This window comes from Rhodococcus sp. 05-2254-5, from assembly GCF_002258575.1.
GTDB lineage: Bacteria > Actinomycetota > Actinomycetes > Mycobacteriales > Mycobacteriaceae > Rhodococcoides > Rhodococcoides fascians.
This window is the reverse complement of record NZ_NOZG01000007.1, coordinates 84624-107904: the sequence shown is the minus strand read 5'-3', so window position 1 is coordinate 107904 and position 23281 is coordinate 84624. Positions and strand designations below refer to the sequence as shown.

General features: G+C 64.1%; 22 protein-coding genes. 14 read left to right on the top strand and 8 right to left on the bottom strand.

Going from position 1 to position 23281, the window contains the following annotated elements:
- Window positions 1-61 precede the first annotated feature (61 nt).
- The 9 genes from CH278_RS05865 to CH278_RS05825 all read left to right on the top strand — a co-directional run bounded on the left by CH278_RS05865 (window position 62) and on the right by CH278_RS05825 (window position 10081).
- Window positions 62-1588, top strand: a complete 1527-nt coding sequence (locus tag CH278_RS05865; protein ID WP_094621403.1) for a cellulase family glycosylhydrolase — start codon at window positions 62-64, stop codon at window positions 1586-1588.
- Window positions 1589-2016: 428 nt separating this feature from the next.
- Window positions 2017-3153 carry a glycosyltransferase gene (locus tag CH278_RS05860; protein ID WP_032392186.1) on the top strand — a complete coding sequence of 379 codons (1137 nt, stop codon included), beginning with the start codon at window positions 2017-2019 and terminating at the stop codon, window positions 3151-3153.
- On the top strand, window positions 3150-4145 hold the full coding sequence (locus tag CH278_RS05855; RefSeq protein ID WP_032392185.1) for a GDP-mannose 4,6-dehydratase: 996 nt from the start codon (window positions 3150-3152) through the stop codon (window positions 4143-4145). The genes CH278_RS05860 and CH278_RS05855 overlap by 4 nt, the downstream gene beginning before the upstream one ends.
- Window positions 4142-5116 (top strand): GDP-mannose 4,6-dehydratase, encoded by a 975-nt coding sequence (locus tag CH278_RS05850; protein ID WP_032392184.1) that lies wholly within the window; start codon window positions 4142-4144, stop codon window positions 5114-5116. Before CH278_RS05855 ends, CH278_RS05850 begins: the two co-directional genes overlap by 4 nt.
- On the top strand, window positions 5113-5727 hold the full coding sequence (locus tag CH278_RS05845; RefSeq protein WP_032366996.1) for an acyltransferase: 615 nt from the start codon (window positions 5113-5115) through the stop codon (window positions 5725-5727). Before CH278_RS05850 ends, CH278_RS05845 begins: the two co-directional genes overlap by 4 nt.
- Window positions 5727-6794 carry a glycosyltransferase gene (locus tag CH278_RS05840; protein WP_256991766.1) on the top strand — a complete coding sequence of 356 codons (1068 nt, stop codon included), beginning with the start codon at window positions 5727-5729 and terminating at the stop codon, window positions 6792-6794. Before CH278_RS05845 ends, CH278_RS05840 begins: the two co-directional genes overlap by 1 nt.
- On the top strand, window positions 6791-7936 hold the full coding sequence (locus tag CH278_RS05835; RefSeq protein ID WP_094621676.1) for a lipopolysaccharide biosynthesis protein: 1146 nt from the start codon (window positions 6791-6793) through the stop codon (window positions 7934-7936). Before CH278_RS05840 ends, CH278_RS05835 begins: the two co-directional genes overlap by 4 nt.
- Window positions 7933-9048 carry a glycosyltransferase gene (locus CH278_RS05830; RefSeq protein ID WP_094621402.1) on the top strand — a complete coding sequence of 372 codons (1116 nt, stop codon included), beginning with the start codon at window positions 7933-7935 and terminating at the stop codon, window positions 9046-9048. The genes CH278_RS05835 and CH278_RS05830 overlap by 4 nt, the downstream gene beginning before the upstream one ends.
- Window positions 9049-9052: 4 nt before the next feature.
- Window positions 9053-10081 (top strand): hypothetical protein, encoded by a 1029-nt coding sequence (locus CH278_RS05825; RefSeq protein ID WP_094621401.1) that lies wholly within the window; start codon window positions 9053-9055, stop codon window positions 10079-10081.
- Between the two features lie 114 nt (window positions 10082-10195).
- Here CH278_RS05825 and CH278_RS05820 read toward each other — a convergent pair whose 3' ends face one another.
- Entirely contained in the window at window positions 10196-11737 is a 1542-nt protein-coding gene (locus CH278_RS05820; protein WP_094621400.1) for an MFS transporter, read from the bottom strand.
- A gap of 440 nt (window positions 11738-12177) precedes the next feature.
- On the opposite strand from CH278_RS05820, the gene CH278_RS05815 reads away from it, so the two are divergent.
- Window positions 12178-12549 carry a VOC family protein gene (locus CH278_RS05815; RefSeq protein ID WP_032374932.1) on the top strand — a complete coding sequence of 124 codons (372 nt, stop codon included), beginning with the start codon at window positions 12178-12180 and terminating at the stop codon, window positions 12547-12549.
- 112 nt (window positions 12550-12661) lie between these two features.
- On the opposite strand, the gene trpS is transcribed toward CH278_RS05815, so the two are convergent.
- A complete protein-coding gene (trpS, locus tag CH278_RS05810; protein ID WP_094621399.1) occupies window positions 12662-13708 on the bottom strand; it encodes a tryptophan--tRNA ligase in 1047 nt (348 codons plus the stop codon).
- 746 nt (window positions 13709-14454) lie between these two features.
- Window positions 14455-15363 (bottom strand): AraC family transcriptional regulator, encoded by a 909-nt coding sequence (locus CH278_RS05805; protein ID WP_032392177.1) that lies wholly within the window; start codon window positions 15361-15363, stop codon window positions 14455-14457.
- 173 nt (window positions 15364-15536) lie between these two features.
- Here CH278_RS05805 and CH278_RS05800 point away from each other — a divergent pair, with 173 nt between their 5' ends.
- Both CH278_RS05800 and CH278_RS05795 read left to right on the top strand, forming a co-directional pair.
- Complete coding sequence (locus tag CH278_RS05800) at window positions 15537-15836, top strand: putative quinol monooxygenase (protein WP_032374930.1); 300 nt, start codon at window positions 15537-15539, stop codon at window positions 15834-15836.
- A gap of 99 nt (window positions 15837-15935) precedes the next feature.
- Window positions 15936-16601: an epimerase gene (locus CH278_RS05795; protein ID WP_032392175.1), complete on the top strand. Its 666-nt coding sequence runs from the start codon at window positions 15936-15938 to the stop codon at window positions 16599-16601.
- Between the two features lie 108 nt (window positions 16602-16709).
- Here the strand turns inward: CH278_RS05795 and CH278_RS05790 are convergent, their stop codons facing one another.
- Together CH278_RS05790 and CH278_RS05785 are read right to left on the bottom strand one after the other, a co-directional pair.
- Window positions 16710-17975: an IS110 family transposase gene (locus tag CH278_RS05790; protein ID WP_256991768.1), complete on the bottom strand. Its 1266-nt coding sequence runs from the start codon at window positions 17973-17975 to the stop codon at window positions 16710-16712.
- A gap of 299 nt (window positions 17976-18274) precedes the next feature.
- Window positions 18275-18709: a GNAT family N-acetyltransferase gene (locus CH278_RS05785; RefSeq protein WP_218828687.1), complete on the bottom strand. Its 435-nt coding sequence runs from the start codon at window positions 18707-18709 to the stop codon at window positions 18275-18277.
- A 41-nt stretch (window positions 18710-18750) separates the two neighbouring features.
- Between CH278_RS05785 and CH278_RS05780 the strand changes: the two genes are divergently transcribed.
- Window positions 18751-19425: a TetR/AcrR family transcriptional regulator gene (locus CH278_RS05780; RefSeq protein WP_094621397.1), complete on the top strand. Its 675-nt coding sequence runs from the start codon at window positions 18751-18753 to the stop codon at window positions 19423-19425.
- On the opposite strand, the gene CH278_RS05775 is transcribed toward CH278_RS05780, so the two are convergent.
- Both CH278_RS05775 and CH278_RS05770 read right to left on the bottom strand, forming a co-directional pair.
- Complete coding sequence (locus tag CH278_RS05775) at window positions 19409-20023, bottom strand: LysE family translocator (protein WP_032392167.1); 615 nt, start codon at window positions 20021-20023, stop codon at window positions 19409-19411. The genes CH278_RS05780 and CH278_RS05775 overlap by 17 nt on opposite strands.
- A complete protein-coding gene (locus CH278_RS05770) occupies window positions 20020-21033 on the bottom strand; it encodes a redoxin family protein (protein ID WP_218828686.1) in 1014 nt (337 codons plus the stop codon). Before CH278_RS05770 ends, CH278_RS05775 begins: the two co-directional genes overlap by 4 nt.
- Window positions 21034-21169: 136 nt before the next feature.
- Between CH278_RS05770 and CH278_RS05765 the strand changes: the two genes are divergently transcribed.
- Entirely contained in the window at window positions 21170-22324 is a 1155-nt protein-coding gene (locus CH278_RS05765) for an FAD-dependent oxidoreductase (RefSeq protein WP_094621396.1), read from the top strand.
- On the opposite strand, the gene CH278_RS05760 is transcribed toward CH278_RS05765, so the two are convergent.
- A complete protein-coding gene (locus CH278_RS05760; protein WP_094621395.1) occupies window positions 22287-23150 on the bottom strand; it encodes a helix-turn-helix transcriptional regulator in 864 nt (287 codons plus the stop codon). The two genes, CH278_RS05765 and CH278_RS05760, sit on opposite strands and share 38 nt — an antisense overlap.
- Between the last annotated feature and the right edge of the window lie 131 nt (window positions 23151-23281).

The following is a 23281-nucleotide window of genomic DNA, read 5'->3' as shown; positions in this document are numbered from 1 at the left end:
ATGATTCAGCACACCGGCCCGTCGAATTGTTGGTACGGACCCCTGGTGGAAAGAATTCGAGATGGTTCATATTCGCGGCCGCATTCGCACAGCGATCACGGCAGCAGCCGTTCTGATCGTCGCTGCCGGCCTTGCGTCCGGAGCGACCTCGGTACTGACGCCACCCGACCACCTCGTCGGCGGACAGTCACGCGCGGAGGCTGCCCCGACGCCGCCCGGTGTCGGCATCTCCGACGGCGGCGGACTGCTGTGGGCGACGGACGCCGAACTCGACACCACCGTGCAATTCGTGACCGCCGCGGGCATCAAATCGATGCGCGTGGCCATCCCGTGGTCGACCGTCGAATACACCAAGAACCAGCTCGACTGGACGGCTGTGGACCGCGTCGTGAACAAGCTGCGCGCCGCCAACATCTCGATGCTAGGCATCATCGCGTACACCCCGCCGTGGGCGACCTCCCCGGTGAACCAGACCATCAGTACCCGTCCCGCGTCCCCGGCCGCCTTCGGTGATTTCGCCGGCAAAGTCGCTGCCCGGTACAAGGGCAAGGTGGCCGACTACGAGATCTGGAACGAGCCCAACGGCTCGATGTTCTACGCACCGCAGCCCGACCCGGCCGGCTACACCGCCCTGCTCAAAGCGGCGTATCCGAAGATCAAGGCGGCAGACTCCGCAGCCACCGTCGTCGGCGGCGTGCTCGGTGCCACCGAGGACGGCTACGGCAACGTCAACCCCGTCACGTTCACCAACCAGATGTATTCCGCCGGAGCCGCAGGCTCCTTCGACGCCCTCTCCTACCACCCGTATCAGTATTCGCTGAAGTTCTCCGAGGGCCCGTACGTCGACCACGCCCCGGCCCGCCAGGTGCTCGACATGCGCGCGGCCATGGTCGCCAACGGCGACGGCAACAAGAAGATCTGGGCCACCGAATACGGGGTGCCCACCTCGGTGGCGACCGAGGACCAACAGAACGCGATGATCACGGACTTCGTCACCAAATGGCGCGAGCTGCCCTATGCCGGGCCGATCTTCCTGTACCAGCTGCGCGACAAGCAGACCGGTAGCAACGACCCGGAGATGACCTTCGGCCTGCTGCACACCGACTGGTCGGCCAAGCCCGCACTGTGGGGGCTGATGAACCTGCTGCAGAACAACATTCCCCGTACAGCCGAATACACCCGCTTCGCGGCCGCACCGAACAACTCCGGTGCCGTACTCGGCCCGGTGTTCCCCGTCCGCGACACCTGGGCGCAGTACCGCCAGGACGCGGTGCTGTACGAGCGACCCAACGGATTCGTCGCCGTACCGCGCGCTGTCGCAGAAGCGGTGCGCCCGACCGGGTTCCTGCCCACCACTCCGTTCAACGGCACGTACCAGGACTTCGACAGCCCCTACGGCCTGCGGGTGTTCTCCACCGCCGTCGGCGGTACCCACAACATCGGCGGCGGCATCTTCGCGGCCTGGGACCCCACGCTGGGCCCGGCCACGAGCGACGAGATTCCGCAGTACGGCGGAGGAGTGCGGGTCACGTTCCAGTACGGAGCCATCACATGGACACCGTGGGTCGGCACCACCGTCACTCGGTGAATTTTTCGCCCGTTCGATCAACAATTCACCTATCCGATGAATGGTGAAATACGTTCTCACCGATCATTTCTCGATGCCTCTATTGCGTCCGCGTTAACTCTGGGCGAAGGTGCGGTTTCCGCTACGCCGCCGAGTTATTTTGCGTTGTGAACCACCTCACTTAACGCTTTCTATTTGTCCGTAAACCGGATATTCATAGACAACGAACGAATGACCCTTCGTGGCAGGATCGTGTCCATTCGTTCGCAGTCTCGTCGGGGGACACTCTGAATTCGACGCCCACCGTGCATCGGCGCACGACGGGTGTCCATTCGGCGTCTGACGCGCCCTAGCTCCATTCGAGATCGGTTTGCAACGATGGGTTTGTAGATGAAGACCAATAATGCTGATTCGCAACCTTTTCGGCCACGTGAACACGCGGACTCGGCATGACCGACACCGATGGCGTCCGTGTCGCGATCGCGCACGATTACCTGACACAACGCGGCGGGGCGGAAAAGGTCGTTCTGGCCATGGCTCGTGCGTTTCCCGAGGCCCCCATCTACACAACGTTGTTCGAGCCGACGACCACCTTCCCGGAGTTCTCCGGGCTGGACGTTCGGCCCTCGACGTTGAACCGGGTCGGGTTTCTCCGCAAGAACCACCGCGCTGCGCTTCCCCTGCTCCCCTTCGCGTCGAGCTCCATCGAGATCGACGCCGACGTGGTGCTCACCAGCACCAGCGGCTGGGCGCACGGATTCCACACCTCCGGCCGCAAGTTGATCTACTGCTACTCCCCCGCGCGGTGGCTCTACGAGTCCGATATGTATCTGGGCGAATCCCGTAGCCCGACGAAACGTGTTGCGCTCAAGACTCTCTCGTGGCCGCTGCGCAGATGGGACCGCAAGGCCGCGTTCACGGCCGACCGCTATCTCGCGATCTCCACCGTGGTGCAGCAGCGAATCGCCGATGCCTACGGCATCACGTCCACCGTGGTGCCCGCCCCGTTCACCGTCGAGACAGCACCTGCAGAGCCCATACCCGACGCCGCCGCCTGGCTCGACGGTTCCAGCTACTACCTGTGCATCTCGCGCCTGCTGCCGTACAAGAACGTCGACAAAGTGATGGCCGCGTTCGACGGCACCGACCGCAGACTGATCGTCGTCGGCCGCGGCCCCGAGGCGGACAGACTGCGAAAACTCAAGTCCGACAACGTCCTCATGCTCAGCGATCTGACGTCCGGTCAGATGACGTGGCTCTACCAGGGCTGTAACGGATTGATCGCCGCCAGCTATGAAGATTACGGACTGACCCCCATCGAAGCGGGTTACCACGGCAAGCCCAGTGCAGTGCTGCGCTGGGGCGGCTTTCTCGACACCGTCGAAGAAGGCGTGTCCGGTGTGTACTTCGATGAGCCGCAGCCCGATTCGATCCGACGGGCCGTCACCGAACTCGAAGCGACCACCTGGGAGCCGTCGAAAATCAAGGAACACGTCGAACAGTTCGGCGAGGACACCTTCGCTGCCGAACTGAACGCTGCAGTAACCGAGCTCCACACGGGAACCATCGAGAGGGCAGCGTCGTGACCAAGCGCGCATTGATCACCGGAATCACTGGACAAGACGGCCTCTACCTTGCCGAGCTGCTACTGAGCAAGGGCTACAAAGTGTTCGGTCTGCTACGCGGACAGAACAATCCGAAAGCAACGATGCTCGAGCAGGTGCTGCCGCAGGTCGAGATCCTGCACGGCGACCTGCTCGATCTCTCGGCGCTGATGCGGGCCTTCGCCGTGGCCGACCCCGACGAGGTCTACAACCTGGGAGCGGTGTCGTTCGTGGCGTACTCCTGGGAGAACGCCCGTCTGACCACCGATGTCACCGGCGGCGGAGTGCTCAACATGCTCGAGTCGACGCGGCTGTACGAGCAGGTCGCCGGCAAGCAGGTGCGGTTCTACCAGGCGTCGAGCAGTGAAATGTTCGGCAAGGTGCAGCAGGTACCGCAGCGCGAGGAGACGTTGCTGTGGCCGCGCTCTCCGTACGGCGTCGCCAAGGTCTACGGCCACTACATGACCATCAACTACCGCGAGTCCTACGGCATGCACGCCAGCTCGGGCATCCTGTTCAATCACGAATCACCCCGCCGTGGGCCGGAATTCGTCACCCGCAAGATCTCGCAGGCCGTCGCCCGCATCGCCCTGGGGTTGCAGAGCGAGATCTCACTGGGCAACCTCGACGCCAAGCGCGACTGGGGCTTCGCCGGCGATTACGTCGAAGCCATGTATCTGATGCTGCAGCAGGACGAGGCCGACGACTACGTCATCTCCACCGGCGAGACCCACTCGATCCGGGAACTGCTCGATCACGCCTTCGCCGCCGTGGGCATCGTCGACTGGGAGCCCTACGTCAAGATCGACCCGCGCTACTTCCGGCCGGCCGAGGTCGACCTATTGGTCGGCGACTCCGCCAAGGCGCACGCGGTACTGGGCTGGAAGCCGAAAGTTGCCTTCCCCGAACTGGTTGCGATGATGGTGCAGAACGACCTCGCCGAGCAATCGCCCGACACGGCTGCAATCGCGTGAAACCCGGGCAGTGCCCCACCGCACTGATCACCGGGGTGGGCGGCCAGGACGGCAGCTACCTGTCGGAGTTGCTCCTCGAACGCGGGTGGTCGGTACACGGCGTCGCCAAGCCCGGCGCGACACCCGACACGGTCGGTGCAGGCGTGACGCGACACGACGTCGAACTGAGCGATCACGGGGTCACCCGCGCACTGATCCGCGACGTCGCACCCGACTACGTCTTCCACCTCGCGGGCATCTCGTCGGTGTGGCGATCCTGGAACGACCCGGTGCTCACCACCCGAGTCAACGGAGTCTCCGCGGCCGCCCTGCTGGATGCGTGCTTCACCCAGCAGGAGGCGTCGGGCAGACGCGTGGTGATGATCAACGCCTCCAGCGCCGAGATCTTCGCCGGATCAGGCGTCAGCCTGCAGAACGAGTCCACGCGGGTAGCACCGACGTCACCGTACGGCGCGTCGAAAGCACTGAGCCACAACATGGTAGAGGTCTATCGCTCGCGCGGGCTGGAGGCGACGAACGCGATTCTGTTCAATCACGAATCACCCCGTCGGCCCGACAGTTTCGTCACCCGCAAGATCACCAAGGCCGCCGCGTCCATCGCCCGCGGCAGTCTCGACTTTCTCGAGCTCGGCAATCTCACCTCGGTCCGCGACTGGGGTTGGGCACCGGACTACGTGGACGCGATGGCGGCGATGGCCGAGTACGGCAAGGGCGACGACTTCGTCGTGGCGACAGGCCGGGCGCACAGCGTCGCCGACTTCGTGGCCGCGGCCTTCGCGGCCGTGAACATCGACAATTGGCGCGACTACGTCCGGAGCGATTCCGAGATGCTCAGACCCGCCGATTCGGCCAGGATGGTGGGCGACGCCACCAAGGCCCGAACTCTGCTGGGCTGGGCACCGACCAAGGACTTCGACCAAATCGTCCGTGCAATGGTCGAATTCGACATGACCGAGGAGATGGCAGCATGACAGCGGTGGAACGTCCGACGGACACCGAGCCCGAGATCTTCGAGGTGTCGAACTACAAGATGCAGGACATCACGTTCAAGCGGAAGCTACGCAATCGCGTCGGCACCCTCGGCTTCAACATGATCGTCACCTACATTCCGTCGCACTGGATTCGGCAGAACTTCCTGCGCGCGTTCGGTGCGACCATCGGCAAGGACGTCTCGATCTTTCGCGGTACCACCATCCTCGATCCCGAGGGCCTCACCATCGGCGACGCCTGCTCCATCGGGTTCCGGTGCATGCTCGACGCCCGAGGCGGCATCACGATCGGCAGCAACGTCGTCATCGCCAGTGACACGCACATCATCGGCGGCTACCACGACCACAACTCCCCGGAGTTCACACCGATCCTCGAACCGTGCGTCATCGGCGACTACGTGTGGATCGCCAGTCGCAGCACACTGTTGAGCGGAGTCACGCTGGGCCGCGGTGCCGTTGTCGGCGGCTGTTCGATGGTTCGCGGCGACGTCGGCGAACTCGAAGTCGTTGCCGGCGTGCCGGCCAAGGTGCGGGCCATGCGAGACCCGAAGGCTCTCGCGTACCGCCCGAAGTATCGGCCCCTGTTCTACTGATGATCCTGCGCGATTGCCGACTCGTCTACATCGCTCCCCGCTCCGGGGTCGGCGGTGTGGGCGACTATGCCGACGACTTCGCCGCGGCCGTGCGACCGCACTTCGGCGAGGTGGTCGAGTACCGCCACGACGGGCCCGGATCACACTCGGTGCGCGATATTCTGCGGCACCGCAGAGCAATTCGAGAGCTCGTCGGCGCCGACCCCGAGCGGACGATCGTGCACTGCGAGTTCAGCGGCGGCTCGGTGATGCCGTTCTGGGCCACGGCACGGCTCACGGGAAATCCCATGGTGACGGCCACCGTGCACGATCCGCCCGGCATCGTCTGGTGGCCGGCCCGCACCAAGTTCCTGGCGAGCAAGAAGGTGCTCAACCACGGCCTGCACTATCCACTCCGGAAGGTGTGGCGTCGCCTCGAACGCAGCGTGGTGGGCAGCCGAACCCTGTTCGCACTCACTCGCTCCGGGGCCGATTCGCTCGAGCGCGCCTACCCGGACGTCACGGCCGAGGCCGTCATGCATTTCGTCCCCGAACGCCCCGACCTGACTCCCGCCGAGGATCGACCGTTGGCCGTCGGGCTGTTCGGGTTCGTCTACCGGGGTAAGGGATTCGATCAGCTGCAACAGCTTCGGGATCGCCTGCCGAAGGAGATCGTCATCCGCATCGCCGGTCGTGGGACCGAACTACTCGACCCGGTCGACGGGGTCGAGATCCTCGGCGAGGTGAACGGACCGGACGAGGATGCGTTCTTCGGCTCCATCCGTGCCCTGGTGGTCCCCTACGGCAAGCGGTCCGTCTACGGCGATGCCTTCCCCGCGTCGGGATCGGTGAGCCGCGCCGTGGCCTACGGAACTCCGGTGGTGTGTCTCGAAGAAGGCGCACTGTCCGAAACCGACGGTGGCGCATTGGTTGTGGCCGGTGGAACCGACGAGATCGCCGACGCCACCGCCCGCCTCGTCACCGACCGCGAGGCCCTGACCCGGCTGCGCCGCGAAGTGGAGACCCTACGGAGCGCCAATGCTCCTCACCTGGTGGCCGAGAACTTCGTAGCGGTGTGGTCGAAGTGAACGGCAATCTGCTCAAGGCCGGAGTCGCGGCGCTGTGGACGTACGGGGGCCGCGGCATCGGTCTGCTGTGGACCATCGCACTGATCGCCAAGCTTGGCATCTCCGATTACGGCCAGTACGCGATGGCGTTCGCGCTCGCCGCGATACTCGCAGCGCCGCTGGATCATCCGTTCACCGTGCGGTCCATACGCGTCGCAGAGCGAGAGTTTCTGGGCGAGCGCACCACTCGCGTTCTCACCGGTACCGCTCTGATCGTGGCCGGGTTGTGCCTGATTCCGGTGAGCTACATCGCCTGGTTCGCGCTCGTCATCGGCGGCGGCGAACTGGTCTTGAACGCCTACAAGAGCCAAGCCCTACGCGACGGCCGCCCCGATCTCACCCAGCGGATGGACACGACGCGTCAGGCCACGTCCATCGCGCTCGCCACGGCGTACCTGTTCGTGATCCCCGAGCCGACATTGGTCGTGGCCAGCCTGCTGTACGCGGCACCGTATTTCGTCATCGCCGTACTCTCCGCGCTGCGAACTCGTGGGGCGGCACCGCGGCTGCCCGGCTCGTGGCGCGAGATGTCGATGTTGTTCTCGGAGAACCTCGCCAACGCCGTCTACATCCAGGGTGATGTGTTGCTGCTCGGCTTCCTCACCGACTCCACCATCGCGGGCTACTACTCCGTCGCCTCGGTGACGGCCTGGGCAGTGGCGTTCGTCGGTCAGGCCTTCGGCCACACCTTCCACGAGAAGCTGCGTGCAGCAGACGGATCGGTCACTGCCGGTCCGGCGTTGAAGCACACGACGATGCTCGGCTGCGCCGCGGGATCGCTGCTGCTGGCGGCGGGCACCGTACTGCTCTTCACCCCGGCCTCCCCTCAGGTGGCAGGTGCACTGATGGTCATGTCGTTGTTCGTCGTGATGCGCGTGCTCAACCACGTCTTCACCACCGTGCTCTACCTCCAGCATCGAGACCGGACCCGAGTGTTGGCTGCCGCGACATTGGCACCGCTGAAGATGCTGCTCGTGGTGTGTCTGTTCCCCCTCGGTGCCATCGGTGCGGCCATCGCGTCGGTGATCACCGACGCCGTTCTGCTCGTCTGGTTCATGCGCGCCCTGTATCTCGATCCGGTGAAAGAAGAGGTGCGGCAATGAGACGCGCAACATTCTTGCTGTCCAAGGACCCCGTTACGGAGCACGGCGGCGACATCGCACTGTCGCGGTTGATGATGCAACTCGCGCGGGAGGCGTTCGAGGTTCGCTCGATCTGCCTGTCGAAGGAAACCGATGTCGTCGCCGACGTGGTCCGCGTACCCAAGCCGAAGGTCGACGCCCGGTTGCTGCTGAAGTCCCTGCGGCCGACCCGATCGGTTGTCCACGGACGCTACGACATCGACGCCCTCCGCGACGCCATCGACGCTTCCGAGTCGGATGTGTATGTGGCCGAACACAGTTACATGGCCGAGTCGTTTCTGCGGTCGGCCAAGTTCGGATCACCGTTCGCGATCAACACCGTCAACACCGAATCCCAGGTGTGGAAGGTGACCCGCGGGTCGATCGGCCGAGTCGAGGCACCCCGCATCCTGCGTGACGAGATTCGCGTCGCCCGTGCCGCGGATGCCGTCGGAACCTACGATGCCGACGAAGCACAGATGTACCGTGACCACGGGGTACGGGATGCTCGGTGGATCGATCTCACCCTCGAACCCGCGCCGCAGCTCGACTTGTCCGAGACCGCGAAACGTCTGGTGTTCATGGGGACTCGTGACTGGCCACCGAACCAGGAGGCCTTCAAGATCGCGCTCGACTACTGGCCGGCGATCTCCGCAGGCATCGAGGGTGCCGAACTGTGCATCATCGGTGCGAAGGCCCCGGGTGCCAAGGATCCTGTCTACCCGGCGGGTGTGCGAGACCTCGGCTTCGTCGACGACCTGCAGGAATTCCTCGGCACGTGCCGTGCTCTGATCGCGCCGGTCGCCACCGGCGGCGGGGTTCGCGTCAAGATTCTCGACGCGGCGAGCAAGGGCCTGCCCGTCGTCGGTACGTCGGCGGCCGTCGGGTCGCTCGATTCCATCTTCGAGCTCCCCACGTTCGACGACACAGAGCAGTTCATCGCCGAGTGTCGCCACTACTTGCTCGACCGCACCGCTGCGGTCAAGGCGGGCGAACGCATCTACGAACTCAATACCGCCCGCTGGCACGACCGCGTCCCCCATACGACAGTCGAAGCCCTGATCAGCGCGCCGCTGACAACGACCAGAGGATGACCGCATGACTTTTCGCTCCCGCGTGCTGACCGTTGCCGCGGCCGCTGTTGTCGCCGTCGGGCTCTCGGCTCCCGCCGCCCATGCCGGCCCGCCTGCGGGTCTCGGGTTCACCAGCGGTGCAGCCTTTCTCGGCCTCGACGACGCCACGTTGAACAACGAGTTCGGTGCCGGCCGTGAGATAGGTGCCTCGTGGGTACGAGTGGTCGTCAACTGGGCGGCAATCGAAGCCGCACCGGGTGTGTTCGATTGGGGCAACACCGATCGCGTGATCAATGCTGCAACAGCGCTGGGCTATTCGGTACTCGCAGTCCTCGGCGGTACGCCCGGATGGGCTCAGGGCGGCGTCGCGTCACCGCTGCCCGGTGCAGTTCCCCTCGACTCCAACGCCTTCGGTGCGTTCGCCGGGGCCGCAGCCGCCCATCTGGGCGATCGCGTCGACAGCTACGAGGTGTGGAACGAGCCGAACATTCCCACGTTCTTCGCACCTGTCGACGCCGCTCGCTACACCGGTCTGCTGCGTGCTGCCTACCCTGCAATTCACAACGCCGACGCCGACGCGACGGTGCTCAGCGCCGGATTGGCCACCACCATGGACTTCGGGTCGTGGACCGTCGCCCCGGTGACGTTCCTGCGGCAGATGTACGCCGCGGGTGCAGCCGGATTCATGGATGCCGTTGCGCTGCATCCCTATACGTTCCCGTTCACCGTCGAGAACGACCCCAACGGTCAATGGGCGCAGGTGGATCAGGCCTACGCCACCATGGCCGCCAACGGTGACGGGGGCAAGAAGATCTGGATTACCGAGCTGGGCGCACCCACCGGCAACGGCCCCATGGCCGTGTCCGAGGACGCGCAAGCAGCCATTATCGGATCGAGCCTGAACAAGGCGTCGACCCTGCCCTACATCGGACCGGTCTTCGTCCACTCGCTGCGTGACTCCGGAACCGACCCCGCCGACTCCGAACAGAACTTCGGACTGCTGCGGGCAGACTTCACCCACAAACCGGCATTCGACGTGGTGCTGGGATCGTAGCGCTGCAACTCTCGCTCCACTCTGGGCCCTATGTCGCGGAATCCCGGCTGCAGAACCGTCGAGTGGAGCGTTCTGTGCGACGACCCTTTCTGCATGCGTCGCGTCGGATCATCCCTACTTCGTGAATTGCTCGATCGGCCGGCGGGATCGGTGCAGCGGGTGTCGCACTCGAGCTTCGACGGCGGCGCCGCGATCTGACCGCGCCCGGATCATGCCGAGCAACACGAGCGCTGCGGCTACCGCGGCGATGGCGAACCCCGCTACGGTGACTCCGGTTTGGAACGAGGCCGCTTCGTCGGCACTCCACGTTGTGGACGAGATATTGCCCGTGAAGAGCGCCGCAAGGATGGTGCCGGTGACAGCGATCCCGATGCCGGTGGCGACCTGGCTCGACGTATCGACCATGGCGGCACCGATTGTCGTGCGATTCTCCGGAAGGCCGGTCATGACATTGGTACCTGCGACGACACCCACGATGCGCATCCCGACGGCGACGAGAACGAGGGCGAGCGCGATCCAGATATAGCCGAAACGGCTACCCCCGGCGAAGACGGCGAGGCCCAGAACGACCGCCGCCGCGCTGATCCAGGCTGCGTGGTTCATCCCCACCCTGCGCAGGAATGGTGCGACGAGTCGGCCGCTGAAGAGCAACACGATGACCTGAGGGAGCATCCCTATCGATGCGAGAGCCGGCGACCAGCCCCATGCGAACTGCAGCTGAAGGGTGACCATGTAGCCGAGGCCTGCGATTGCCAGACCGGAAGCGGCTTTGTAAGCGAGGCCGCTGGACACGAGTGGGAGGGCCACGAGTTCGAGGTCCAGGAGCGGGAACGTAGCGGTGCGTGCGCGGACGACGAAGAGGACTGCCGCTGCCACGGCACCGGCAGTTGACGCCCATGGCATCCACGAACCTGCGCTCTGTTCGACGAGCAGGGTCGGCGCTACGAGCGCCAGGACGATGGTGGCCGTGCCGAGGAGTGCCCCCACAACGTCGAGAGGGTCGCGGTGCAACTCCTCGGGGAGGTCTTCGGCTACGCCCATGCGGATTCCGATGAATGCAAGGATCGCGATGGGTACGTTCATCAAGAGTAAAACCTGCCAGGGTGCGAAGGCCAGAACGAATCCGCCGACGGTCGGCCCGACCGCCAGTCCCACCAGGCCGACCGTCGAGATGAGGGTGAGCGCCCTCACGCGTAGCGGCTCCTCATCGAAGAGTCGGAAAGCCAGCGCCATGGAACCGGGGGTGGTCATCGCCGCAGCGACACCCATGACGGCACGGACTGCGACGAGTTGCTCGGGTGTTGTGACGAGGACGATGGCAGCGCTGGCGACGGCCAGCAGCGTCAGTCCGAGCAGCATCACACGGCGTCGGCCGAATTGTTCTGCGATGGCGCTGAACAGCAGCATCAGTCCGCCGAATACGACCGCGTAGGCACCGGTGACCCACTGGAGCGCGGTGGTCGACGCGTCGAGTTCACGCCCGATGGCGGGAAGAGCAACGTTGAGGATGGAGTTGTCGAGCATCTCGAACAGGAACACAGCCGAAAGGCCGGCTAGAGCTACCGCCGCGGCTTTCAAGGTGTGCGGACGGTGCCGCGGCGAGGGGACGTGCGCCTCGTCAGTATTGTTTGTAGCTCGCTCTTTTTTCGGGCTCATGGCACCTCTCCGGTCAAGGGAGAAGTGGCGGCTCGATGGAGCGGCGTGCGAACGCGGCTGACAGCCAGCGCTTTTACTTCCGGTGCAGTCAAATTAGCAGGCGATCGGGTCAGCAGCAACCGAACATGCCATCTTCACGGACCGCTCGCCTCGGCTCGGCTGACCACGGACTTACCGCCCGCGTTCGCCTTCGATTGCCGAACCGTCACTCAACCACCGCCGACGAGCGCCTGAAGCGGGCACCTCAGACCCCTACAACGTGAAGGGTCTCAATGCGAGAGCACAAGGTGGGCGGAGACGCCCGATGATCGAATACGTGGATGTCGGTGACGCGAATAGTGCTCCCGTTGAATACACTTCGAGCAGGGGCCACCGCGCCCAGAGACAGGGTTGATGCGAGCACCGCCTCGCCGCCCGAACTCTGTGCAAGGAGATCGATAATGAGCGCAACCACCGTGGGCTTCGGCCGCATCGCAGCCACGATTCCCGTCACCGACATACAGCACTCGATCGAGTTCTATCGCGACGTGCTCGGCATGACCGTGACCTTCACCAACGGCAGCCCGCCCGGATTCGTCATCATCCGGCGAGATGCCGCCGAACTGCACCTGACCTTGGTGAGCGGACACCGAGCTGGAACCTACAACGTTGCGCACCTGATGGTCGAAGACGCAGTGGGCCTCTACGAGCACCTGGTCGAACACCAGGTGCGCATCGTCAAACGTCTGCGCGACGCCGACTACGGACTTCGTGGCTTCGTTTTCTGCGACCCGGACGGGAATCGAATTGACGTCGGGCAGCCTCTCCAGTAGCGGCGGATCGCGTGATTGCCGCTTCGGCCCGCCGACGGGAAGCTGAAAGTGATCACCTCTAGGTGGGCGACGATGTCAGAGATGATTGTGCGGGGAAAGCGGCGCGCCTCGCTCAGTAGTAGGTACCCATGACGGTGCGGACTTCGTCCAGGGTCTGCTCTGCAATCGCATTGGCGCGCTGGTTTCCCTGGCGCACTACCGACTGCACGTAGCCGGGGTCGGCGGCGAGCTTTGCCCGTCGACGGCGATGTTCTGCAAGGTACGAGTTCACCGCCTCGGTCACAAGGGTTTTCAATGCGCCAGCCCCTGCGGAGCCGATTTCAGCAGCTATCGCGTCCGGTTCCCTGCCCGTGCACAGGCCCGCGACGTTGAGCAGTGCTGACACTCCCGGTCGCGTCTGCGGATCATAGGAGATGTGTCGCTCAGAGTCCGTGGCCGTTCGACGTACCACCTGAGCTGTCTGGTCCGGTGTCATCGACAGCGTGATCGCGTTGCCGAAACTTTTCGACATCTTGCGCCCATCGAGGCCTGGAACGTCGGGACTCGAGGTCAGCAGTGCTTGTGGTTCGTCGAACACCGCGGCGTATCGGTCGTTGAAGCGCCGTGCGATGACCCTCGCCATCTCGATGTGAGGGAGTTGGTCCTTACCGACGGGGACTACGTTGGCCTTGCAGAACAAGATATCCGCCGCCTGGTGCACCGGATACGTCAGCAACAGACCGCCCAGGGCGCGGCCACTGGCGGCCAGTTCGGCTTTCACTGTCGGGTTTCGATGAAGTTCGGCCTCGGTCACCAAGCTCAGGAACGGCAGCACCAGTTGATTGAGAGCGGGTACCGCCGAATGTGTGAAGATCGTCGACCTGTCGGGATCGATCCCCGCCGCCATGTTGTCCAAGGCCGCGTCGTGCACGTGCCGTCGCACGTGCCCGATTGCATCGCGGTCCGTAATCACCTGGTAGTCGGCCAGGACGATCATCGTCTCGACACCGAGATCTTGCAGTCGCACGCGCTCTCGGATCGTCCCGAACAGGTGCCCGAGATGCAATGGCCCGGTAGGCCTTTCCCCGGTCAACGTGCGATACCGGCCCGGATCGGCCGCGATATTCGTGGCGAGCACGTTGCTGCGCTCGACACTGGAGACGTAGGTGTTGGTGCTCATTAGAAGACCTCTCTGCACGAACGGAGCGGGCTGTATCAGCCGCGCGTCTGGTCCGTACGAGAGATCAGCGGGCTGAGATACAGCCCGCAGGACATGGTCGACCGGGCTGCTAGCGCAGCCACCACCAAGCCTGATTAGTGTCGATCACCCCGACAGGCTAGCAAGCCCGACCGAAGTAGATCGATCACAGCGGAAACGGCGGAGAGCAGCGGCGTTCATTCGGGGTACATCCGCAGGGAGGCCGGCACTGCCCGCAGGCGGGATGTAAGACCGTTGGCCGACGCCGGTGGGGTGGCCACCTCCCGGCCGTCAAGATGGTCGGATCTCAATGCGGGAAGCAAATGGATGATGGCACGCTGGAACTTGCAGCCACCGGGAAACTCCAATGCCGATGGATAGCTACTAGCGTCGCAGCAAATCTCGGATTTTTGGCGCGAGTGTCAAAGCAGCCGCGATGATTTGGGCAGATCTCGGCGCACTCATTGGCTCTGCATCGAGCCGTATCCGCACAGAACGCGGCGCCGACGAACTGTGAGGAGCCGCGTGGCGCGCCTAGACATCGCATGTCTGTAGCCGAGTGCGATGACGGTGTAGGCGTGCCATGCATATTCCGGTGTCCTGCGCCGGTTGAACTCGCCTGAGTGAGCATCGCCCCGGGCGGCACTGATCGCGGCCATGACGACGACCTTCGCTGTCGCAGGTCGTGGCTTCGCCTGTCAGCCAACGACATTTGGATCGAGACCGGCTCAGGACAGGTCCGATCGCGGGTCGCGTTGCCGGAATCGACTCGGCGCGAGCCCGGACCAACGTTTGAACGCGACACTGAAAGCACTCTCGGACCGGTAACCGAGCTGCGTTGCGAGTTCGGTTACCGATGACGATCCATCGTCCAGCGACCGTTCGGCCAAGCGCATTCGCCACCTGAACAGATAGGTGAGAGGAGGAACGCCGGCGGTCGTGGTGAACCGGTGGGCGAAGCTGCTCCGCGACATCGCGCACGCCGCAGCAAGTTCGGAGATATGCCAATCTCTGCCCACATCGGCGTGCATGAGCTGCAATGCCGGACGCAACCGGTCATCGGCGGCGGCACGGACCCACCCTGATGGCAGCTCATCCGCCGCTGCCACCCATGCCCGAAGAACCTGCACCAACAGCAACTGCGTCAGCTGAGCCGAGGCAGCCGTGCGACCAGCGCGTTCGTGGGCGAATTCGTCGAAGAGCTCCTCGAGGACCCAGGCCGCAGTCGTCGCCTCGCGCGCTCGACCGTGTAGATGCAGGACGGGTGGGATTGCGTCTCGAAGGAAGTCGTCGGCGGCGTCGAACAACTCGATGTGCGCGGTGACGCAAACGTGGTCGGCGTCGCGATCGATCGGATGAACCGGGTCGTTCTCCCGCAGCTGTACCGGCGATTCATGCAGATCGCTTCCCATGTCGAAAGACGTGCGGCCGTCCACCACCAGAACCTCGCCCGCGTCGACCCTCAGGTCTGCCGGTTCGGAGTCGAGCCGAAACCACAGGGACCCGCGGATGACCCCCAGAATTTTGATCCGTCCCGGGGCCGGGGACCGTACTGCCCACGCACCTGATCCGGAGATACCGCCGGACAGCACGCATCGCGCGTGGGAGATCCGGAGAAGATCGGACATGAGATCCATACACACAATCTAGGACTCTGGCGAAGGTATTGCGGCGTCTCGATGATTCACAATCCGAAGTCTTGACGTCAGACTGGACAGGACCCACTTCTCGCCGATTCGAGCTGCGGCGGGCAGGCACACAGCGCGCCTGACGGTCATCCATCCAGCTCACCGAACAATCGGAGTTCCCCATGGCCTTCACTGTCATCCTGCACGCCCAAGCCAAACCCGGCCGCAGTCACGATGTCGTCGACTTCTACCGCGAGACCTTGGCCGCCACCCGCTCACGGCCCGGCTGCATCGGCATACGGGTTGTGCGCAGCGCCGACGACGACACCGCATTCGCACTGATCGAGCAATGGGACGACAAACGCGACCAAGAGGCCTATGCCGCATGGCGAGCCGAGACCGGCGGCGAGGTCATGGCGCAATTCGGCGAACTACTCGCCGCACCTCTCAGGATCGAGTTCTACGAAGAGATCAACGCCTGAGCTCCAACCCGCCGGCTCACCGGCATCGGGTTCCCATGCCCGAAACCATCCACAGCAACCGAGCCGACACCACCGCTGACCGTAGGAAAAGGATCCATTGTGCGCATTGTCATCTTCGGAGCCACCGGCATGATCGGGCAAGGAGTACTGGAAGCCTGCCTGCGTGACGAGCAGGTCACCGATGTTCTCGCCGTAGGCCGTACACCCACCGGTCGCGCCCACCTCAAGCTCCGCGAACTTCCCCACGATGACTTCGCCGACTTCACCACCGTTCAGAACGATCTGGTCGGGTTCGACGCCTGCTTCTACTGTCTGGGCACCTCTGCCTTCAAGATGAGTGAGACGCAGTACCGCCGGGTCTCCTACGACTTCCCCCTGGCCGCCGCCCGGGCACTGCTGACCACCGATCCCGATCTCGTCTTCACCTACGTCTCCGGCGTCGGCACCGACAGCACCGGCACGACCCGCATGATGTGGGCGCGCGTCAAGGGCGAGACGGAGAACGCTCTGCTGGCACTGTCACCACGCGCATACATGTTCCGCCCCGCGTTCGTCCTCCCTCTGCCCGGTACAACATCGAAGACTGCGTTGTACGTCGTGCTGTACAAGGTGCTCGGCCCGCTCTACCCCGTGCTGCGGCGAATCGCCCCACGCTACGTCACCACGAGCCTGCAACTGGGTCACGCGATGATCCGAACCGCAGGCGGCGGCATGCCCCGTCATGTGTTGGCCACGGCCCACATCAACCAACTCGCGGCCTCCTGACGCTCACTTGAAAGTCCGCATGGGCGGGCTGCGGCGCAGAATGCGAGCAGCAAACCTATTCGGGTGGAGTCCGATCCATCGTCCCTTTCGGTTAGCGACGACTCGTCCTCACTCCTGCGAATGTGCCCACTCGCTTGGCCGCCATTCACGTTGGTCACGCAGTAATGCCCAGAGAACGTCGACCAGTCTGCGAGCGAGTGCGATGGTGGCCTGGACGTGTCGTTGGTGTTCGGCGCGTTTACGTTGGTAGAACTCTCGTGACGGTCCTTCTCTTTGCGCACTGCTGAAGGCCGCCATGAAGAGGACGTGTCGTAGTCGTCGGTGGTAGCGCTTGGGACGGTGCAGGATTCCGGTGCGGGTTCCGGAATCGTTGGGAACGGGAGCAAGCCCTGCGTAGGCGGCCAGCTTGGCGGCGGTGCCGAATGCGGCGAGGTCACCCGCGGTGATGGCAAGGAACTCGGCTCCCAGGCGCGCGCCGATACCGGGGACGCTCTCGATGATGTGGGCCTGGTGGTGACTGCGGAAGCGTTCGACGATCTGTTTGTCGAGAGCTTTGATCTCGTGGTCTAGGTCGAGCAGCTGCTCGGCGAGACGAATGACGAGTTGTTCGGTGGTCGATTCTGCTTGTACTGCAACGGTTTGCGCCTCGGCGGCGGCGAGCGCTTTGGTGACCATACCGGGGATTGTCGGCCGTCGGACACCGAGTTCGCGGAGATGGGTACCGATCTCGTCGGTGCCGGCGGTGCGGATCGCGGCTGGAGTGCAGTAGCGAGTGAGCAGGGCCAGTCCGGTGCGGGTGGTGTAGTCGAAGGCACGCTCGAGTTCAGGGAAGATCCGCAGTAGAAGTGCACGGAGTCGGTTGATGCGGGAAACCCACTCCCCCATCAGATCCGCCCGGTAGGCGGTCAATAGTCCGAGTTCGGCGACAACGTCGTCCGGGGTCGTGATCGTGGTCAGGTCGCGGCGTAGGCGAGCCGTTTCGGCGATGACCACGGCGTCTTTGGCGTCGGTTTTGCCTTCACCGGGGAAGGCACCGGTCATGCGGTTGACGACTCGCCCAGGCACGTAGGTGACCGTCTGGTCGGCTGCGACGAGGACAGCGAGAAGCAGAGCTGATTCGGGTGATGTCAGATCCACCGCCCACCGGATCACGGGTGAGCCGTCAGTCGTGCGCGCCTTGTCGAGGAGACGTTCGATGCTGTGTTGGTCGTTGTGGACGCGGACCGACCACAGTTGCCGGCCGGTGTTGTCGATCGCCGCGGCCTGATGGTGAGTCTTACCGATGTCGATACCGATCCACACCGCTTGCGGTTGTGCTGTTAGAGAGTCCCTTCCGTCGAAGTGCCCCGACTGGGTGGACGGCTCCGCCGGCATTCCTCTAAGTAGCGACTCTTTCGCAGATACGTGTCTCAATCAGCGGCCGGAGTGTCCGCGACGGACGAGGTGGCCATCCCACCAAAGCCACACCAACGGCGGGTGATTGTCAGCCTCGCCTCGAACGTCGTCGGGCACCTGAAGTGATCACCTCCAGGTGGGGACGATTTTAGAGGTGATTGTGCGGGAGCGACGGAGACCGGCCAGGCTCGGTGTCGCGGTCGCGGTCGCGGTCGCGCATCATTCTTGGCAGGAAGATTGTCGCCTTCCCCGTAGGCTCGAATTCACGGTCGACTCAGTCACTTCAGCCGCAGCACTCCAGCGGAGGTTGGATCGAATCCACATGCCACAGAGTAGAATTCGGCTAGATGTGCCTCGTAATCGACGTGCAGCCACTCGATATCGGTTGTACGCAGATCGGAAACGACATGGGAGACGAGCCTGGTGCCGATCGCCTGGTGTCGCCATTCCGTAGCAACTGCCGTGTCGAGCAGGAACGCGTGCTTGCCACCGTCCCATGCTGCGTTGACGAATCCGCACAGCACAGTGCCATGAAAGGCACCAACCCACGATTTGCTGTGGCGCTGCAACCGAGATCCCCACGGCGCCAACTCGTAGTTCCCCCCGAACGCATCGTGATGGAGCTGCGATAGCTGGACATCATCCACGTCGAAGCGGACTCGGAAATCGATAGCCATGCCGAACAGCATAGAAATGCTGACGATAGCCCGCATTCAGGCATGGAACGACGTTCCAGTTGTGACAGGATCGGCCCATGCCTGAGAAGAAGCCGACACCCGCGCGACGTTCCGATGCACTGTCCAAAGGGCGCATCGTGCAGGCAGCGATCGAGATGCTCGACGAGGGTGGAACCGACGCTTTGACGTTTCGCACTCTCGCCGCACACCTGTCCACAGGTGCCGGGGCGCTCTATCACCACGTCGGCAACAGGGAAGATCTGCTCACGGCAGCGGCCAAAGCCGTCATGGCGTCGGTCTTGGAATCCTCGCCCGAAAACGAGCCGACAGAGCAGGGCGTTCGCGGCGTGATGATGAGGGTGTTCGACATGATCACCACGCGATCATGGGTGGCGACGCAACTCGCCGGCGCGCCGTGGCAGCCGGCCGTCATGCATCTGTTCGACCGCATCGGAACCGAACTGGACGTATGCGGAGTTCCTGAGAATGCGCAGTTCGACGCCGCGTCCGTGCTCATGTACCACGCCCTCGGGGCTGCGAGCCAGCGCGATGCCGGGAGGCAATTGGCCGCCACGGTGACGGACCGCGCGACATTTCTCGACTCCACACGCTCGGCGGTGACGGATACCGGCGACTATCCGTTCCTGACCCGAATCGCGTCACAATTCGTCGAACATGATGATAGAGAACAGTTTCAGGCCGGTGTCGACATCATCCTGGCCGGCATCGACCGAACTAGCGCAAGACGATGAAGACAGCGCACAGGAGAAATACTCCGGCGGTGGTTCGGTCCACTATGCGTTGACCGCCGCGGTCGAAGAAGCGCCGAAGGCGCAATCCAGCGAGACCGTAGAGCCCGATGATCACCGCCATGACCGTGGTGAGGGTGAGTCCGAGCAACAGATAGTCGTCGAGGTGCACTTGTGTGAGGTCGATGACGCTGGGAAGTAGCGCAACGTAGAAGCCGATGGCCACGGGATTGGACATGGTGAGCACTATTCCGAGGCCGACACTGTGAGCTCGGCGGGGCGTGTCGAGTGTGGGCACTGATAGCGCCGGCGCTCCGGCTGTCCTCCACTTCTTCGCGGCGAGGTAACAGAGATACCCAGCGCCGGCCCAGGTGAGGACGCGAAGGATCGGCTCGTAGGCCGCCGTCGCCGCGGCGAGTCCTGCCATGGCCATGCCGAGGAGAGTCAACTTTCCGACGACGATGCCGGCCGCCAGTCCAGGAACGCCCCGGAACCCGGAGTCGAGGGATCGAGCCATCACCGCAACAACTTCGGGGCCGGGGGTGGCAGCCGATGCCGCGAACACTCCGGCGAACAGCGCGAGATCGGCGATGCCGATCACTGCCCGCCGCCGTCGACAGTGCGCGATGCGATCCGCGTCGGTGCCGTCTGCCGGGGGTGTTGATCGAGCCAGTCGAGGACGGTCTGCGCGTGGCGGTCCGGTGGGAACACAGGGTAGAACACGTGCTCGATGCTTCCCCCGGTGATGACGAGAGCAAGTCGTCGGTAGACCGTGAGATCGTCTGCGCTGAACGTCGGTAGTCCGATCACGTCGTGCAGAATCAGTTCGCTGTCGGTGAGCAGCGGATAGGGAAGTCGCAGTGCCCCAACCAGTTCCGATTGATATTCGACGGGTTGACTCGACAGTCCATAGACCGCGCTGATCCCGGCCTTCACCAGCTCTGCATAGTGATTACGCATGTCGCAGTTGTGCGGGCTGCATCCGCGGGCACCGGGGATGGCGTCCCAACCGTCGGGCATGTCGTGCCCTGGTGCACCGGTCATCGGAAATACATAGACCAGGACACGGCCCGTTCCGAGAGCGGCGAGGTCGACGTGACCACCGTCGGTGGACGGCAACCGGGTCGTCGGCATTGCCACCCCGCGCAGATGATCGGTCGCTCCGTCGTCGTGTGGAACGTCCAGGTCGGCCGGCAGCGGGGCGAGATCGGGATTGTGCGCATCGGCGGTGGCCCACTCGTCGGCCATCCGTGCGCTTGCCTCGGCGAGGTTGGCGACCAGCGCGACGCGTTGGCGATCGAGGTCGTCGATGGCCTGTTCGACCCGCTGGATCGCCCGGCGATACCCCGACAGCGAGGCGGGGCAGGTGTCCGCGTGCAGACTTCCGGCGTTCAGGCAGTCGACGAACGGGTGCATGTCCGCGAGCGGAATTCCGAGTGCATTCAGCCGGTGGATCTGCGCGACGACTCGAATCTGGTGGCGGTCGTACATGCGGTAGCCGTTGGTTGCCCGTTCGGGGACAACGAGATTCAGTGCCTCGTAGCCACGCAACGCCTTCGACGAGGCACCGGTCTCGCGGGTCACATCTCCAACACTCAGCAGGTCGTCCATCTCCGTACCGTAAACCCGGCCCCCAGGGGACAGGTCAAACGCGAAAGGCGACCGAGGGCGTCCGCCTACTTGACAGCGTTGGAACAGTGTTCCATTCTTACTTGGAACAACGTTCCAACAATGAGCGGAGACATACATGAAGACATCCATCTCGATCATCGGTGCAGGACTCGGCGGCCTGGTGCTGGCACGAGTACTGCACGTTCACGGAATCGCCGCCACGGTGTACGAGGCCGACGCCACGGTCGATGTGCGCACTCAAGGCGGGCAGCTCGACATCCACGAGGAGGACGGGCAGGTCGCCCTCGCCGCAGCCGGGCTCACAGAACAGTTCCGCGCCATCATTCACGAGGGAGGCGAAGCGACTCGCGTCCTGCGTCCGAACGGCGAGGCTCTGCTCGACGAAGCCGACGACGGCACCGGCGGTCGACCGGAAGTGCTGCGCGGCGACCTGCGACGCATTCTGCTCGACTCACTGCCGGCCGACACCGTTCAGTGGGGGCACAAGCTCACCTCCGTCCGTCCCTTGGGCAATGGGCAACACGCACTCGAGTTCGCGAACGGAACCATCGCGGTCAGCGATCTGCTCGTCGGTGCCGACGGCGCGTGGTCACGAGTCCGATCCCTGCTCTCGGCTGCCCAACCCGACTACGTGGGCACCGTCTTCGTCGAGACCTATCTCCACGATGTCGACGCACGTCACCCCGCCACCGCCCGCGCAGTCGGCGGCGGTGCGATGTTCGCCCTCACCCCGGGTAAGGGAATCTCCGTGCACCGCGAGGCCGGCGACATCCTGCACACGTACGTTCAGCTCAATCGCAGCGTCGACTGGATCGACGCGATCGACTTCACCGACGCCGCCTCGGCCAAAGCGACGGTCGCAGCCGAATTCGATGGATGGGCACCGGAATTGACGGCGTTGATCACCGACGGCGAGACCGCGCTGGTTCCCCGAAAGATCTTCACGCTACCCAACGACCACCGCTGGGATCACACGCCGGGAGTGACCCTCGTGGGCGATGCCGCGCACCTGATGCCTCCCTCCGGAGACGGCGCCAATCTGGCGATGTTCGACGGCGCAGAACTCGCTCGCGCCATCGCCGATCACCGCGGCAACATCGATGCAGCCGTGTCCGTCTACGAGAAGGCCATGTTCATCCGAAGTGAAGCGGTGGCCATCCAGTCACACGAAACGCTCGACCTCTGCCTCGGGGAACGCTCCCCGTTCGGAATGATCGATCTGATCACCGGCGTCACCCCTGTGAGCTCGGGTGATCGTCTCTCGCAATAACAGATTCACTGTCCGACGCCGTATCGAGCGCAAGGGCTGCAAGCAGCCGCAGGCCGTCCTCGCTGGCACTGCCGGCCGCGGCGCTCAGGACGATCATCTCCATTCCCGGCTCACCCGGCAGAGCGAAGTTCTCCTGATGAAGCTCCAACAAACCCACCAGCGGGTGACGGTAGGCCTTGCGCCCGTGGGTTCGAGCGCACACATCAGCGCGGGCCCACAGTCGACGGAATCGGTCACTCCTCATGGACAATTCACCGATCAGTGACGCCAACTGCGCGTCGTCCGGGTACTGCCCCGCAGCGAGCCGAAGGTGTCCGACCACATCCATGGTGCAGGTGTTCCAGTCGTCGTACAGCCCCCGCTCGGCTTCCTCGAGAAAGATGTGGCGCGCAGTGTTCAACCCCGGGATCGGCTGGCCGTACAGCACCCGCGCAAGTCGGTTGCCCGCAAGCACATTCATACGGTGATCCATGATGAACGCAGGCGCTCCCTCGACCAGATCGAGCACGCGTAGAAGTTCGGGGCGCACGCGCCCCTTCGGGGTCTTCGCAGGTCGACGACGTCGACGGGCAAGCCGATCCAGGTGCGCCCGCTCGGTGTCGTCAAGAGCGAACACCCGCGCCAGCGCATCGAGAATCTGCTCGGACGGCTGTGTGGCACGGCCCTGTTCGAGACGAACGTAGTAATCGATGCTGACACCCGACAGGTGAGCGACCTCCTCGCGCCTCAGCCCGTCGACGCGGCGATACCGGTCGACGGGAATTCCGACCGACGCCGGATCGACACGGGACCGCCGAATTCTCAAGAAGTTCGCCAAATCGTCCACACCTGAAGTATCCCCCGGATTCGTCGGTCGAGAGTGGTACCGCCGATACCAGGAACACCGACCACAGGACATCGCGCCCCTGAACGAGACGGGCAGAACGAGACAGGGTGAAGGCGTCACTCGAACACAAC